This is a genomic window from Hymenobacter properus (genome assembly GCF_015694735.1).
Classification (GTDB): Bacteria; Bacteroidota; Bacteroidia; order Cytophagales; family Hymenobacteraceae; genus Hymenobacter; species Hymenobacter properus.
In genome coordinates this window covers 52,830-66,843 of the sequence record NZ_JADQDP010000007.1, presented here as the reverse complement: position 1 = coordinate 66,843, position 14,014 = coordinate 52,830, and the positions used below count along the sequence as shown (strand labels likewise).

Genomic DNA, 14,014 nt, shown 5'->3' with positions numbered 1-14,014 from the left:
GGTTTCGAAGGCAAGGATACGGCACCGGTTGGTTTCAGCAATTTAAAATGAACGTCATGCTGAGCGCAGCCGAGTCATCTCGCAGGCGCAACGCAACCTAATCAGCACAACGACTTTGATTACTTCAGCACGCGAGATGCCTCGGCTGGGCTCGGCATGACGGCTGGCTCCAACCGTCATGCCTAACCGTCAGCCGCCGATTTCAAAATATCTTTAGCCTCGTGCAACCCGGCCGGCCGCTCGCCGGTCATGGCCCCAAGCAGCCGGTCCTGTACAGCCGGCTTTGCCATCTGCTTTCTACATGCCGCCTTCCATTGTCACCGTCGATGAAGCGCTGCTGGCGGCGTGCCGGCGCGGCGAATCGGCGGCGCAATATCAGCTCTATAAAAAACTGTCGTACAACCTGATGGGTGTGTGCCTGCGCTACTGTCCCAACCGGGCCGAGGCGGAGGACGCGCTGCAAAACACGTTCGTTAAAATCTTTACCCGCCTCGACCAGTACCGCGGCCAGGGGCCGTTTGAGGGCTGGGCGCGCCGCATTGCCGTCACCACCTCGCTGCACGCCGTGGAGCAGTACCGTCTGCGCCACCCCGGCCCCAGCGGCGACGCCCTCGACGAGCTGGCCGAAGGCCTGCCCACCGCCGAGCCTTCGGCCGTGGACCAGCTGGCGGCCGACGACCTGGTGGCGCTGCTGGCCACCCTGCCGCCTGGTTACCGCACCGTGCTCAACCTCTACGCCGTGGAAGGCTACTCGCACCAGGAAATTGGCGAGCTGCTGGGCATTGCCGAAGGCACCAGCAAATCGCAGCTGGCCCGCGCCCGGCGCCTTCTCGAAACTCGCCTGGCGGCCCTTAAAACCCCGAATTGTCATGTCTGACCCTACGCCCGAAGATTTGTACGAAGCCCTGCGCAAGCGCCTGGCCGACTACGGCCAGGAGCCGCCGGCCGGCCTGTGGGCCGGCATCCGGCAGCAGCTGCCGCCTCCCGTGGCCGTGCCACGCCGGCGGCGCTGGCGGGCCAGCTTGGCGCTGCTCAGCCTGCTGTTCGTGGTGGCCGCGCTGGCTACCTGGCAGTGGCAGCGCGCGGGCCGTCCGGCTGCGCAAACGACCGTGGCAGCGCGCCGCGGGCCGGCCACAGAACCAGCTCTTAATGGACTGCACCATCAGTCAGATAATTCGGTAGCTACAATGCCAGGGGGCCAAACGTCGAGCGAAGTGTCATCGTCGAACTCGGCTGGTTCAGCTTTGGGCTCGTTGCCGAACAATTCAAGTGCCGGGGAGCATGGCGCCGCCCCTGCTACTGGCCCCAAGCCGGGTGAAATGGCTTCGGCCGCTTCAGCGTCGGCAGCGCCGAGTGGCGCAAACCCGGCCGCCCGGTCGATTGCGCCGACTACGGCCCTCGCCTTGGAAACCAGCCGCCACACCAGCCGGCGCCAACGGGCGCTGGCCGGTGCCGAAGTGGCCTCTACTGCCACAGCAGCCCGGCCGCGGCTTCTTTCTCGTTCGGCCCGGGCAGCAAGCCTAGGCCATGAGTCAGCAACGACAGAACAGCCCGGCGGCGGAGCTGCTCGGGGCACGGTGGCTACGGCGCGGACTTCGCAGCCAGCCGCGGCAGGCCACCCTCAAACGGATTTTGCATCCGTCACTTCCGCAACATTGAAGCCGACAGAAACCGGCCGGGCGGCTTCTTCGGTTTCGGGCGAAGGAGATGCCAGGCTGGCCAGCGGTGCAGCCGGCACGGTTCCGGCACCCGGCACCTCCGAGGCGGCCACTGCGGCAGCGGAGTCCCACTCGAACCAAACCGCCCGATGGGACTGGCTAAACGCGCGCCTGATAAGCCTGCAATTGCCCGCAGGGGCCGCGCCGGCCGCTCCCATGCCTACGCCTGTGGCGGTGCCAGCCCTGCCGCCGATGGTGCCCACGGTGGTGTCGCGGTGGGCGGTGCAGTTGGTGGCGGGCCCGGGCTTGACGTACCGCCACCTGGGCACCGTGGCGCCCTCTTATACCACCAACACGGCCACGGTTGCCACTTCCGTCACGTCCTCGCCCTTTACGAACGCCAACCCTGGCCGCAACCTAACCACGACTTCCACTTCGGCGGCCTCGCTGGAGCGCCCGGCCCTGGGCTATGGCGCGCAGCTGAGCGTCCGCCGCACCCTCACGCCGCACTGGACGCTGAGCGGCGGCCTGGGCTACGCCGAATACGCCACCCAACTGGCTATCCGGCAGGTAAATGCTGCTCAGATTACCCGGGCTAATTACGACTTTGCCTTTATAGACAGCCTCAGCCGGACCAGCGGCACCACCATTCGTCAGCGCGACACCTACCGCTTCCTGACGGTGCCGCTGCGAGTCGGCTACGCCTGGACCGCCGGGCCGCGCTGGCAGGTGGGCCTGCTGGGTGGCTTCGATGCGGCCATTTACCTGGGTGGCACCTCCACCGAGGGCTCGCCCTGCGCCTGCCAGCCCAAAACCTGGAGCGCCTCGGGCAGCCCCTACCGCAGCCTGAGCCTGGCCGCCAACCTGGGCGCCGAAGTGCGCTACCGCCTGGCCGGGCCCTGGCAGCTGCTGGCCCAGCCCACGGCCAGCTACCTGCTCACGCCGCTGGCCAAGCCCGTGAGCGGCTATTCCATTCGCCACCTGTTCGGGGCCACGGCGCTGCTGGGCGTGTCATACGACCTGCCGTAGCGCAACTCCCCCGTTTCCGCCTCTTTTTTATGAACCGACTTGTGCTAACAAGCCTGGCCGGGCTGCTGCTGGCCAGCAGTTGCCGCCACGACGACTTGGTGATATACAGCCCCGCAGCCAGTTCCCTGGCTGCCGCCAACGGCGCTTTTGCGCCGGCCGTGCAAACGTTCACCGTGAATTTAAGCCTGCCGCAAACCCTGCACACCCAGGGCGGTGCCACCATTACGTTCGGCGCCAATTCGCTGGTGCTGCCTAACAACGCCGTGGCCACGGGCATGGCCACGCTACGGGTGCGCGAGCTGCGCACAGTGGGCGACATGCTGCTCACCGGCATGCACACCAACCTGGCCGTGTCGGCGGCGCAGCTGCTGGTGTCGGGCGGCGAGTACAACGTGCAGGCGTGGCAGGGCGCCACCCGCCTGCGCTGGAGCACTCCGTTCATTGGCACAACGCCTGGAACGACCGGTTTTGCCCGCCTCAGCGCGCCCGTGCCGGCGGCCGGGCTCGACACCACGCGCATGTTCTTGTGGGCCATGCCCTTGGCCCAGAACGCAGTGGTGAACGGCGCGGCCGACTCCGTTGGCTGGCGGCCGGCCATTCAAGGCGGCACTGCGGGCTGGCCCCCTGTGCGCCCGAGCGGGGGTTTTTACAACGTCAATTTCCCGCTGGACACGATTAGCTGGCTGAATTTTGACCAGTACTGGCGCCCCGTCAACAATGCAAATTGGACCACGGCTCGGGTGCGCGTGCCAGCCGGCGCCACCGAAACCCGGGTGTACCTCCGCCCGGTGGGTTACACCAGCCTCAGCCGCACCTTTGCCACCTCCGACCCCACACTGTGGCAAAACCACCTGCCCGAGGGCACCGACACGCAAGTCATTGTGGAGCAGCTGCGCGACGGCCAGCTGTACTTCGGGGTAGAGCGCCTCACTTGGCACCAAAACGCGGTGTACGCTCCAAAGCTGCAGCTTTATACTGCGGCCGAAATAGCACAGCTGATGCAGCAGCTTTAAATTAAGTCAGAACGAAAAAGGCCGTCATGCAGAGTACAGCGAAGCTTCTTGCGTGCTTCAACTAATTCTGTCGATTGAATTACTCCCCCACGCGAGATGCTTCGCGGCGCGCTGCATGACGGGCCGTTATTCAATTCCCATTCTAAACACTCTCGCCGCCAATCACCACGTCGCGCACCGGGTTTTCGCCCAGCCAGTACGGGATTTCGGCCACGCTTCCCACGTCCAGCACCAGCACATCGGCGCGTTTGCCAGGGGCCAGGCTGCCGCAGTCGGCGGCGTGGCCGATGGCCCAGGCGGCATTAAGGGTGGCGGCGGCCACGGCTTCTTTGGGCGTGAATCCCATTTTGAGGCAGGCCACCGACAGCGCCAGCCACAGGTTTTTGCTAGGGCAGGAGCCAGGGTTGAAATCGGTGCTCAGGGCCACAGGCAAGCCGTTTTCGATAAACTCCCGGCCGGGCGCGTACTTCTCCTGCCGCAAAAACAGCGGCACCAGCGGCAGCAGCACGGCCACGGTGCGCCCATCGGTTTGCTGGGCAATGCGGGCGGCGGCGGCGGGCGTGAGATAGTCGCAGTGGTCAACGCTGGTGGCGCCCAGCTCGGCGGCCATTTCGCAGCCGCCCATGTCGTGCAGCTGCTCGGCGTGGATTTTCAAACCGAAGCCCATTTTGTGGGCCTGCCCCAAAAAGTAGCGCGCCACATTTAGCGGGAAGGCCCCTTCCTCGCAGAAAATATCCACGAACGCCGCCTCTCCTTTCAAATCTGAGAGCACCTCGCGCAAAATGAAATCGACGTAGGCGCGCGGCCCGGCTTCCTTGAACTCGGGTGGCACCACGTGTGCACCCAGGAAGGTGGGCACCACCCGCACCGGCTGCTGGCGCCCGGCCGCCCGCGCCACCCGCACCAGCCGCAGCTCGGTGTCGCGGTCGAGGCCGTAGCCACTCTTGGCTTCCAGCGTGGTGATGCCGTAGCGGCGGAAACACTCCAGGTGATGCAAGGCATTTTCCATAAGTTCCTCTTCCGAGGCGGCGCGGGTGGCCCGCACGGTGCTCAGGATGCCCCCGCCGCTGGCCAGAATGTCGAGGTAGCTCTCGCCGCGCAGCTTGCGCTCGAACTCGTGGGCCCGGTTGCCGCCGAACACGAGGTGGGTGTGGCACTCTACCAGGCCGGGCATCACCACGCGGCCGGTGGCGTCAAGCAGGCGGGTTCCGGCGGTGATGAGCGTGTGGTCCAGTTCGGCCATCGGGCCCACGGCCGCGATTTTATCGCCTTGGCATGCCACATAGCCATTTTCAATGATGTGCCAGTTGTTCAGGTGCGGCCCGGCCAGGGGGCGGTCGGTGGGGCCGCCGGCCAGGGTGAGCACCTGCGCGGCGTGTTGAATGACGAGGGTGTAGGGAAGCATGCGGCAAATAACGGCGTGCTTTGCGAGGAATGATGCATAAGTAAGGCGCAGCAATGTCATTGCGAGGGCGTAGCCCGTGGCAATCCGTCCTGTCGAAATCAGACATTTCCTTTTACCAGAAAGCCCCGGCACTGCGCAGTGCCGGGGCTTTTTTAGTTGGGCTTTGTCACATTAAGAGGCGAGTCGCTGAGAACAGGACGGATTGCCGCGCTCCACTGCGTTTCGCTCGCAATGACTGACGACCTTCTGCCTACGTCCAGTACTGCACCGGCGCGTGGGGGAAAAGGCGCTGCCACTCGGCGTAGAACCAAGTCCGCATTTCGCGCATTTGCTCAGGCTGGTACACATATTTGAGGCCGCCGAACTTGTTGCGCTTCACGGCGCGGCCTTCCTCGCTGAGGTCGAGGCTGGTGTTGGGGTACCACTGCAGGAGCACGTCCTTGGAGCCGGGCGTGAAGCGGTGGGTGATGAATTCCACCGTCAAATCGCAGTCAAAATCCAGGGCTTGCTGCAGGCGGTCGAACAGTTCGGTGTAGTGCTGCTGCCAGCCGGGGATGGGCATAATGGGAGCCAGCACCACGCCCACGGGGTAGCCGCCCCTGCCCTGCGCCACCGGCAAAGCTAGCCGGCGCAACGCCTGAATGCGGGCCTCCACCGAGGCCGTGCCGCCTTCGAGGCGACGCACCACGGCCTCGGCATTGAGCGAGAAACGGGCGCGGGTGCGCCCCTGGTGCGGCAGGCCCAACAAGGAATCGATGTGATTGTACTTGCTCACGAAGCGCAGCTGGGCGCCTTCGCGCTGGCCAAAGTAGCGCACGGCCTCGGCCAGGCTGCCGGTGAGGTGCTCAATGCCCAGCACGTCGGTGTAGCAGCTTGCCTCGAAGCTGACGACACGGCCGGGCTGCTCGTAGCTGGCGGTGTTTTGCAGGAGTTGGGGCAGGTTGGCGAAGGCCTTCACTACGGGCGGGCCGCTCAGCGAGCCGGCCAGGTAGCAGTACTGGCAGTGGGCGGGGCAACCTTCGGCCAGGTTCAGCTGCCAGTCGGCCGAGGGCGGGGTGGGCTGCAGGCGTAGGGCGCCGGCGGGGGCCTTCACCACAGCCAGGGTGTTTTTGGCGGTGCGGTAGGTGGCGCGCACGTCGCCGTCGGGGTCGCGCAGCCCGGTGAGGCGGTTGCTTTTCAGAAACTCCACCTCCAAGTTCTGGGCCGTGACGCGGGCCAGGATTTGCTGGCCGAATTCTTCATCAAGCGCATCGGGCGTGAACACTACGCGCTGCGGCAGCCACAGCTTGGCCGAGTGCGCGCGGGGCGTCAGAGCGGGCGCGGGCACGTCGGTGAGCAAGGTATCGGAAAGGGCAACGAGCGAGCCAGAAGTCAGCATAAAACCGGGTTGGTGACGGATAGTAGCTCAACGCTTTTGGCTGGAAATAAAGTCCGTAAAAACAGCTTAAAATCGTCAGCAATCAGCCTTTTTGCTCGAAATACCACCTGCTAAACACTCATCTAAAACCACCCGAAATACAGCGCCGACCAGCAGATTTGCGTACCCATTTTAGCCTTCTGCTTACCCCAATATATGTTCCTTCCCGACGACGCTCCGCTCATTCTCACGCTTGCGCTTGACGCCGATTCACAGGCGTATTTCAACGACCTGCGGCAGCAGCATTTCCCGCCAAAAATCAACTACCTGGCCGCCCACCTCACTCTGTTCCACCACCTGCCCGGCCCGGAGCGAGCCGCCGTGAGCGAGCAGCTTCGCCAATTCAGCCAGGCCCAGAAACCGCTGTCGCTGCAAGTGTCCGGCCTGCGCTCCCTGGGCCGCGGCGTGGCCTTTACCCTCGAAAACAACGAGCTACGCGCCCTGCACCGCCGCCTGCAAACCGCCTTCGCCGCTTACCTCACGCCCCAGGACCAGCAGAAGCTGCAGCCACACGTCACCATCCAAAACAAAGTAGACCCCGCCGCCGCCCGGCAGCTGCTGGCCGAACTGCAAGCCACGTTCAAGCCCTTCGAGGCCGTGGGCACGGGGCTGCACTTGTGGGCCTACCGCAACGGGCCGTGGGAAAGCCTGGCCAAGTTTCCGTTTGGGGGCTCAGGGCAGTAAGCGCACCTGGCCGGGTGGGAGAATGTCCAGGCGTGGTTTGGATGGGATGAGGCGTCCGAAAGCCTTCTATTGCTCCACCGGTGCCGGCACATACGGGAAAGGCAAACTCACCCGGATTTCGTGTTCTTGGCCCGCCGGGTTTTGGTAGCGCGCCGCGCGCATCACCCGGACGGCTTCTTCGTCGCAGCCGTAACCCAGACCCTTGACTACTACAACATCTTGCGGCACGCCCGCTGGGTCTATCCGCAATTGAAGCGTCACCTTGCCCCGCACTTGCTGGGCCTGCGCGGCGGCCGGATACCGTACCTGGGCCTTGAGCGCCTCGTAGCTTCCAATCAATTCCACCGCCGATGCCTCGCGGGCGGCAGCCACCGGTGCTGCGGCCGAAGGGGCGTAAAGTGTGGGCGGGTTGGGGTTGTGCGTGGCGGTGGGCACCTGGTAGGCAATGCCCCATTGCTGCAAATACTCCGCCAAGGGCGGCAGCCCCACCTTGGCCCGGCGCACGTCCACCTGAGGTTCGTCTTCAATGGGCTGAAGCAGGTAGTGCCCATCGGCCTGGCCGTTGAACTGCGAGCCGTAAACCTGCGGCTCGCCCCTTCCCTTCTTGATACGGTCGATGAAAATGGCCACCGACGACCACGCTAACTCCTTTTTGTCGGCGGCGGCGGTCAGCAAGGGCAGGTATTTTTCATCGGGGTTGTGCTGAATCACGAAAAAGGCCGCCCCCTTCTGGTACTCTCCCACCAACGAGCGGCCCGGGTACCCGTGCCGGGCAATGAGGCTGTCAACCTGCTGGGCCAGCCGGATATCCACACGCCCTTGCTGCTGCATGGCTTGGTCTATCTGCGGGGCGTTGATGCCGTATTTGCGTTCGGCCGCTTTGGCCTCCAGGCGATATTGCTGGTCCTGGTACTGAATTTTCTTCAGCAAAGCCACCAGGGCCGGGTCGAACGCGGCTTCGTGCTGCTGCTGCTTGGTGCGAGCCTGCGTCAGCAGCCGCGGCCAGGCAGGTTGGGATGCCAGCGAGGCAAAGTCCTCTTCCGTCCGCAGCTGCTCCTCCGAGAAATACCCTTTGGCAACGGCTTGGGTCAGCCAATCCAGCGCCCGCTTCGGCTCGTGGTTGCGGGCGGCCGCCTGCGCCGCCTGGTAATAATCCCGCGGCTTGCCAGGGGTTTGCTTGAGGCCCCGCTGGTAGCTGGCACTGGCGGCCCCGTACTCCTGGTGCAGGAAGTGCTGCCGGGCCGGGGCCAGCGCATCGGGCGCTGCCTGGGCCGCGGCGGTGGACAGACTGGTGTGCGCGATGACCAGGGCCAGGCAGGCAACGAAAAAAGGGTGGAGCATATGCAGAAGAGGCTGAGGCTGACTGCGAAAATGGCAGGCGGTTTCGCAGCAGCAAGATATTGCGGCCCGCCCATAAATACCGCGCCGGCCCAAGCAGGTACCATCTGCTCCGCGACGGCGCCATACCTATTCCGACGCCTTTGGCCCTTCCCAGGCGTCCAGCTCCGCCTGGCGCTCCCGCCGAATCTGAGCCAGCACCGCCCTATCGGGCCGCAGGCCGATGATGACGGCCGTGCCCCGCTCGCGGGCGTAGGGGTCGGTGATGGCGGCCACACGGCGGTAGGAGGCGAAGTGCGAAGCCAGCTCAGGGTGCAGCTCGTCGTCGATGATGAGGATGGCCTGGCAGGAATCGAGCGGCGGGTACCAGTAAATGAAGCTGCCGTTGAGGCTGTTGGCAATGGGCAGGGGCCGGCGGCGGTTGTAGTAGTTGATGGCGCTAGCCTGGCCGTAGTTGGCGCAGTGAATGAGCGTATGGGCGCGGGCCGCGGCGGGCAGGCTTTGATAGGCAGACCAGGTTTTGTCGGCTAGTTCGCGCCAGCCGCGCATGTCGGCGTAGTCCTGGGGCAGGGCGTGGTTCTGGCCGTCTTCCCAGCGGTACACGCCCAGCGGGGCGTATTTGGGCTGCAGCGCGGCCATGGTGGCGGGGCTGTACAAGGGAAACAGAATGGGCGCAAAAAAGACGGGAAAGGCCAGCGGCAGCAGCACCAGCGCCAGCCGCAAAGCCGATTTCCATCCGAAGCCAACTGGCCGGGCCGCCCGCTGCGACGGGCGCAGCCGCGCCTCCCACCACACCGCCCCGAAGGCATACAGCACCGGGTAGTAGCCTAGCGCGTAATAATCCTTGCCGTGCAGAGCGGCCAGCAGGCCCACGCCCAGCACCGAAACCCAGCCCACGGCCCGATACGGCCGAAACGCCCGGCTCAGCAGCAAGGCCAGCAGGCCCGGCAGCCACACCCAGGTGGCGGGCAGGTTCATCAGCAGCTGGGCTTTCCAGAAATCGAGGGGGTTGACGTGCACCAGCTGGCTTTCCTTGAGCAGAGCCATGTGGTGCAGAAATGGAATGCCGTGCCGCACCTGCCACAGCGCATTGGGCAGCCACAGCAGCCCCGCCAGCGCCGCCGCGCCCCAGAAATGCCGGTTCAGCAGCAGGCGGCGCCAGTGGGTGAGCAGCAGCGCGCCACCCAGCGCGGCGATGAAAAACAGCGTGGTGTACTTGTTCAGCAGGCCCAGGCCCAGCGCCGCGCCCAGCAGGTAGAGGTAGCGCGGCCGCTTTTCCTGCTCGAAGCCCACCAGCGCATACAGCGCCAGCACGAACCCAAACACCTCGAAGGAATTGGGCTGAAACAGCAGGTTGAGCCGCGCGAAAGCCGCCGCCAGGTAGCAGGTGCCCGCTAGCGCCTGCCCAAACCAGCCCGCGCCCAGCCGCCCGGCCAGCCGCACCACCAGGTACACCGTGGCCGCGCCCCACAGAAACGGCCAGAAATGCACCCAGCCCACGCCCCCGCCCAGTGCCAGCGTCAGCCAGCCCTGCGCGGCCAGCAGCGGCGGCACCTCCAGGTAGCCCCAGGCCAAGTGCTGGCCCTGGTTGAGGTAGAGGTATTCGTCGCGCTGAAGCTCGTATTGCGGGCTGATGAGGAAATAGCCCGACACGAACTTGACCAGAGCGAAGGCGAGCGGCAGGAGGCGTTTCATGCGCGGCAAGGTAGTAGCAGGCGCCGCAACCGTGGCCCGGCAGCGGCTTCGCTACTGCGGCCACAGCCCGGCCCAGCACAGAAAGTCCTCGCCCACCTGGTCCCAGTAGAAGTCGTCATAGTTAATCTGGCCGTCTTTGAAGCCGAAGAAGTTGTGCTCGCGGCCGGGGTACTCCCGAAAGGTGAAGTTGGTGCGGTGTTGCCGAATGGTTTCCAGCCGCAAGTAGTCGTCGCCGGCTACGCCCCTGTCGAGCGTGCCGAAGCCCACGAACACCGGCACGCGCGTGCGCAGCAGCACCGGCACCTCCGAGGCCGCGAAGCCGTAGGTGTTGCGCGGGTCGTCGCCCAGGCAGTCGGTGCGGGTGGGGTCGGCCACCACGGTCTGCCAGCGCCGGAAGGTGCCGGCCACGCCGGCCGTGTCGCCCGCTTGCCGGTCCAGGGCCAGCATCGACATGAGCCGGCCCAAGGGGTTGCCGCTCAGGTACACGGCGCGGCTCACCAGGCTTGGAATGGCGGCCAGGTGTGCCACCACCGCGCTGCCCTGCGAATGCCCGCCGATGACGACGCGGCTAGCCTCTACCCAGGGCTGCTTTTTAAGGTAGCGCAGCACGGCCTCGTCGCGCCGCACGTAGTAGTCGAGGTAGTTGCGGGCGCAGTAGTAGGCCGGCGGCTGAGTCTGGGTGAAGACGATGTTGGGGTTTTTCCCGGTCACGTCGGCCGTGAGCGGCAGGCCGGGCTTGCTGATGATGGCCAGGTGGCAGCTTTCGAGCACCTTTTTGGGATGAAAAGGAAACACCGGATAAGCCCCGCGCTCATCATAAAGCACCAGCGGCATGGGCAGCGAGCCCTGCTCCCACAGCAGCAGCGGCTTCTTCCGTTGCTCCTCACCGGGCTTTGAGAGCAGCAGCAGCTGCACGCTGTCGCGCCCGAACATCACCACGTGGCGGCGGTAGCCGAAGGACTCGGGCGAGCGTGGGGCCGCAGTTTGGGCGAAAGCCGGGCGGCTCAGGCTCAGCCATAGCCCCAGCAAAAGGAAAAGGTGCCGCATCCAGCGTTTATATGGCCGCCGGCTACGCTGCCGGGGCGGCGCAAGGACTTTAGAGGCCGCTGGGCAGTTGCACCAGCCGCAGGTAGTCGCCTAGGCCCGCAGGCTTTTGGAACACGTGGATGAACAGGATGTGCTCCTCGCCACGGCTGCGCCAGATTTCGGCGTAGAAGCCCTCCACGGCATACAGCGTCAGGTCGAAGCTGTCTTCCTGGCGCTCGGCCAGGCAGGTGCCGTGCCGGGCGAGGTGCTCGGCCTGGCGGCGCTGGTGCAGGGCTTTGAATTCGGTGAGCTTCATGAAACTAGATGGGCGGTAGATGAGGTGGCTGCGGGCCGTTTCGGTTGTCGGTTTTTCTCCTTAGGTTGCACCAAAATACTACCCACCTTGCTTGCCGCCGTATGGGCCTCTTCGACTTTATCCGCAACGAGCTGATTGAGATTATCGACTGGGTTGATAACTCAACCGACACCGTCATCTGGAAATTTCCGGACCACGAGAATAATATCAAAAACGGCGCGCAGCTCACCGTGCGCGAGTCGCAGGTGGCCATTCTGCTCGACCAGGGCCGCGTGGCCGATGTGTACGGCCCCGGCCGCCACGTGCTCAGCACCGACAACATGCCCGTGCTCACCACCCTGCGCGGCTGGAAATACGGCTTCGAGTCGCCGTTTAAGGTCGACGTTTACTTCGTGTCGACCAAGCAGTTCACCAACCTGAAGTGGGGTACGCCCAACCCTGTCATTCTGCGCGACCCCGAGTTTAAGCAGGTGCGGGTGCGGGCCTTCGGCACCTTCGCTTTGCGCGTGAGCGAACCAACCAAGTTCCTCACCGAATTTGCCGGCACCAACTCCGTGGTGCGCATTTCGGATGTAGAAGGGCAGCTGCGTTCGGCCATCGTCAATAAATTCTCCGACACCCTGGCCGAGGCCAACGTGTCGGTGCTCGACCTGGCCCGCAACTACCAGGAGCTGGGCGAGCGGCTGCGCCCGCTGCTGCAAGACGACTTCGGCGCCTACGGACTGGAGCTCACGCGCTTCTATCTCGAAAACGCCAGCCTGCCGGCCGAGGTCGAAGCCTTCCTCGACAAAACTTCGCAGATGAACATGGCCGGCGACATGGCCCGTTTCCAGCAGTTCCAGGCCGGCATGGCCGTGGAGAAGGCGGCCGAGCAGGAAGGCGGCATCGGCGGGGCGGCCGTGCTGCTGGGCGGCCTAGGCAACATGATGGGCGCCGCCACCGCGCCCGCCGCCCCGGCCGCCGGCCCCAGCAAGGAACAGGTGATGCAATTGCTCCGCGACCTGGGCCAGCTCAAAGCCGACGGCATCCTGACGGAGGAAGAATTCAACGCCAAGAAGGCCGAGCTGCTGGCGCGACTGTAAACGACTTGTTGTTTGCCCCCAATGGACCCCGCCACCGAAGCCACGCTCCGCCAACTGCGCGAAACCGACCTGCTGCGGGCGCCCTGCCCCGGCTGCGGCGCCCAACTGGTGTTTCAGGCCGATACCCAGCAACTGGGCTGCACCCACTGCGGTGCTACGCAGGCGTTGGAATTCAGCCAAAACCGCCTGAAGGAGAACGAGCTGACCGGTGACATTGACCAGGAGCTGGACCCCAGCCGCTACGTGGAGCAGCAGCTCTTTAGCTGCCCCAGCTGCGGGGCGCGCACCCGCGTGGCGGCCGACGCGCCCACGCTGAACTGCGGCTTCTGCGGCAGCCGGGCCATCAACCCCGAAGCCCAGCGAACCCGCCTGATTGAGCCCGCCGGCGTGCTGCCCTTCCGCCTGAGCCGGGAGGCGGCCGTGGAGCGGTTTCGGCGCTGGATTGGCACGAGCTGGCTGGCGCCCAACGACCTGGCCAAAGCCGCCAACCTCGACAACCTGCACGGCATGTACGTGCCCTTCTGGACCTTTGACGCCGAAGCGCATTCCGACTGGGACGGCGAGCGGGGCGACTATTACTACGTGACTGTGAGCGGCACCGACGGCCGCGGCAACCGCGTGACCCGCCAGGAGCGGCGCACCAACTGGACCCACCACAGCGGCACCCACGACGACTTCTACGACGACCTGCTGCTGCCGGCCTCACGCGGCCTCACCCGCCACCACAAGAATGCCGAAGAAGTGCTCGACTACGACCTGCAGGAGGTGGTGGACTACGACCCGCGCGTGCTGCTGGGCTGGGAAGCCGAGGTGTACGACCTCGACCTGCACGCCGGCCGGGCCCAGGCGCACGACATCATCCGGCAGCGCGAGCGCGACGCCTGCTCCGAGCTGCTGGGCGGCGACACCCAGCGCGACCTTCGCGTGGATACCTCGCTCAGCTACGAGTCGTTTAAGCACCTGCTGCTGCCGCTGTGGCTCTGCGCCTACACCTACCGCGGCAAGCTCTACCATTTCTTGGTGAATGGCCAGACGGGCAAGGTTTCCGGCTCGCGCCCGCTCTCGTTCTGGAAGGTGCTGTTGCTGGTGTTGCTTGGGCTGCTGGTGGCCGGAGCGGCGCTTTATATCTGGAACGACGCACACGGCCACACCACGGTTCGGACGCACTTTAACTACCGGCCGTAGGCAGCTTGCCCAGCACGAGGCAGAGAAGCAAGAGTCGTAGTCTCGTCGTTTAACGAAGGCACTGGCACGCTGAGCACATGGCATCCAGCAGGCGCGGCCGCAGAAACTCCAACCATTGCGTTTCTACCTTCGCGCCGCATTCTGCGACCCGACCGGCGCTTCTTTT

At 65.1% G+C, this 14,014-nt stretch carries 12 protein-coding genes; 6 read left to right on the top strand and 6 right to left on the bottom strand.

The features are described from left to right. Positions 1-301 precede the first annotated feature (301 nt). From I2I01_RS21555 to I2I01_RS21545, 3 genes are read left to right on the top strand one after another with little or no spacing between them, the layout of a single operon-like run. Positions 302-877, top strand: coding sequence for an RNA polymerase sigma factor (locus I2I01_RS21555; RefSeq protein WP_196288597.1), 576 nt, complete (start codon positions 302-304; stop codon positions 875-877). Then, positions 870-2,687, top strand: a complete 1,818-nt coding sequence (locus I2I01_RS21550; RefSeq protein ID WP_196288596.1) for an outer membrane beta-barrel protein — start codon at positions 870-872, stop codon at positions 2,685-2,687. The genes I2I01_RS21555 and I2I01_RS21550 overlap by 8 nt, the downstream gene beginning before the upstream one ends. Before the next feature lie 29 nt (positions 2,688-2,716). Then, the gene (locus I2I01_RS21545) at positions 2,717-3,700 is read left to right on the top strand and encodes a hypothetical protein (RefSeq protein WP_196288595.1); all 984 of its coding nucleotides are present in this window, start codon (positions 2,717-2,719) and stop codon (positions 3,698-3,700) included. Positions 3,701-3,842: 142 nt separating this feature from the next. On the opposite strand, the gene hutI is transcribed toward I2I01_RS21545, so the two are convergent. Both hutI and I2I01_RS21535 read right to left on the bottom strand, forming a co-directional pair. Further along, entirely contained in the window at positions 3,843-5,105 is a 1,263-nt protein-coding gene (hutI, locus tag I2I01_RS21540; RefSeq protein ID WP_196288594.1) for an imidazolonepropionase, read from the bottom strand. Positions 5,106-5,355: 250 nt separating this feature from the next. Continuing rightward, complete coding sequence (locus I2I01_RS21535) at positions 5,356-6,483, bottom strand: spore photoproduct lyase family protein (RefSeq protein ID WP_211538090.1); 1,128 nt, start codon at positions 6,481-6,483, stop codon at positions 5,356-5,358. Positions 6,484-6,678: 195 nt separating this feature from the next. Here I2I01_RS21535 and I2I01_RS21530 point away from each other — a divergent pair, with 195 nt between their 5' ends. Then, a complete protein-coding gene (locus tag I2I01_RS21530) occupies positions 6,679-7,206 on the top strand; it encodes a 2'-5' RNA ligase family protein (protein WP_196288593.1) in 528 nt (175 codons plus the stop codon). Positions 7,207-7,272: 66 nt separating this feature from the next. Here I2I01_RS21530 and I2I01_RS21525 read toward each other — a convergent pair whose 3' ends face one another. From I2I01_RS21525 to I2I01_RS21510, 4 genes are all read right to left on the bottom strand, one after another. Continuing rightward, on the bottom strand, positions 7,273-8,547 hold the full coding sequence (locus I2I01_RS21525) for an energy transducer TonB (RefSeq protein WP_196288592.1): 1,275 nt from the start codon (positions 8,545-8,547) through the stop codon (positions 7,273-7,275). A gap of 126 nt (positions 8,548-8,673) precedes the next feature. After that, positions 8,674-10,239, bottom strand: a complete 1,566-nt coding sequence (locus I2I01_RS21520; RefSeq protein ID WP_196288591.1) for a glycosyltransferase family 39 protein — start codon at positions 10,237-10,239, stop codon at positions 8,674-8,676. 51 nt (positions 10,240-10,290) lie between these two features. Beyond that, on the bottom strand, positions 10,291-11,286 hold the full coding sequence (locus tag I2I01_RS21515; RefSeq protein ID WP_196288590.1) for an alpha/beta hydrolase family protein: 996 nt from the start codon (positions 11,284-11,286) through the stop codon (positions 10,291-10,293). Between the two features lie 49 nt (positions 11,287-11,335). Further along, the gene (locus tag I2I01_RS21510) at positions 11,336-11,581 is read right to left on the bottom strand and encodes a hypothetical protein (RefSeq protein ID WP_196288589.1); all 246 of its coding nucleotides are present in this window, start codon (positions 11,579-11,581) and stop codon (positions 11,336-11,338) included. 101 nt (positions 11,582-11,682) lie between these two features. On the opposite strand from I2I01_RS21510, the gene I2I01_RS21505 reads away from it, so the two are divergent. Together I2I01_RS21505 and I2I01_RS21500 are read left to right on the top strand one after the other, a co-directional pair. Beyond that, entirely contained in the window at positions 11,683-12,663 is a 981-nt protein-coding gene (locus I2I01_RS21505; protein WP_196288588.1) for an SPFH domain-containing protein, read from the top strand. Between the two features lie 21 nt (positions 12,664-12,684). Next, positions 12,685-13,848 carry a hypothetical protein gene (locus tag I2I01_RS21500; RefSeq protein ID WP_196288587.1) on the top strand — a complete coding sequence of 388 codons (1,164 nt, stop codon included), beginning with the start codon at positions 12,685-12,687 and terminating at the stop codon, positions 13,846-13,848. Positions 13,849-14,014: the final 166 nt, after the last annotated feature.

Bases quoted from the DNA above. Each gene is read 5' to 3' on its own strand.
- hutI (WP_196288594.1), bottom strand. From the start codon at position 5,105: ATGCTTCCCTACACCCTCGTCATTCAACACGCCGCGCAGGTGCTCACC.
- I2I01_RS21515 (WP_196288590.1), bottom strand. From the start codon at position 11,286: ATGCGGCACCTTTTCCTTTTGCTGGGGCTATGGCTGAGCCTGAGCCGC.
- I2I01_RS21555 (WP_196288597.1), top strand. From the start codon at position 302: ATGCCGCCTTCCATTGTCACCGTCGATGAAGCGCTGCTGGCGGCGTGC.
- I2I01_RS21535 (WP_211538090.1), bottom strand. From the start codon at position 6,483: ATGCTGACTTCTGGCTCGCTCGTTGCCCTTTCCGATACCTTGCTCACC.
- I2I01_RS21530 (WP_196288593.1), top strand. From the start codon at position 6,679: ATGTTCCTTCCCGACGACGCTCCGCTCATTCTCACGCTTGCGCTTGAC.
- I2I01_RS21525 (WP_196288592.1), bottom strand. From the start codon at position 8,547: ATGCTCCACCCTTTTTTCGTTGCCTGCCTGGCCCTGGTCATCGCGCAC.
- I2I01_RS21505 (WP_196288588.1), top strand. From the start codon at position 11,683: ATGGGCCTCTTCGACTTTATCCGCAACGAGCTGATTGAGATTATCGAC.
- I2I01_RS21510 (WP_196288589.1), bottom strand. From the start codon at position 11,581: ATGAAGCTCACCGAATTCAAAGCCCTGCACCAGCGCCGCCAGGCCGAG.
- I2I01_RS21520 (WP_196288591.1), bottom strand. From the start codon at position 10,239: ATGAAACGCCTCCTGCCGCTCGCCTTCGCTCTGGTCAAGTTCGTGTCG.
- I2I01_RS21550 (WP_196288596.1), top strand. From the start codon at position 870: ATGTCTGACCCTACGCCCGAAGATTTGTACGAAGCCCTGCGCAAGCGC.
- I2I01_RS21500 (WP_196288587.1), top strand. From the start codon at position 12,685: ATGGACCCCGCCACCGAAGCCACGCTCCGCCAACTGCGCGAAACCGAC.
- I2I01_RS21545 (WP_196288595.1), top strand. From the start codon at position 2,717: ATGAACCGACTTGTGCTAACAAGCCTGGCCGGGCTGCTGCTGGCCAGC.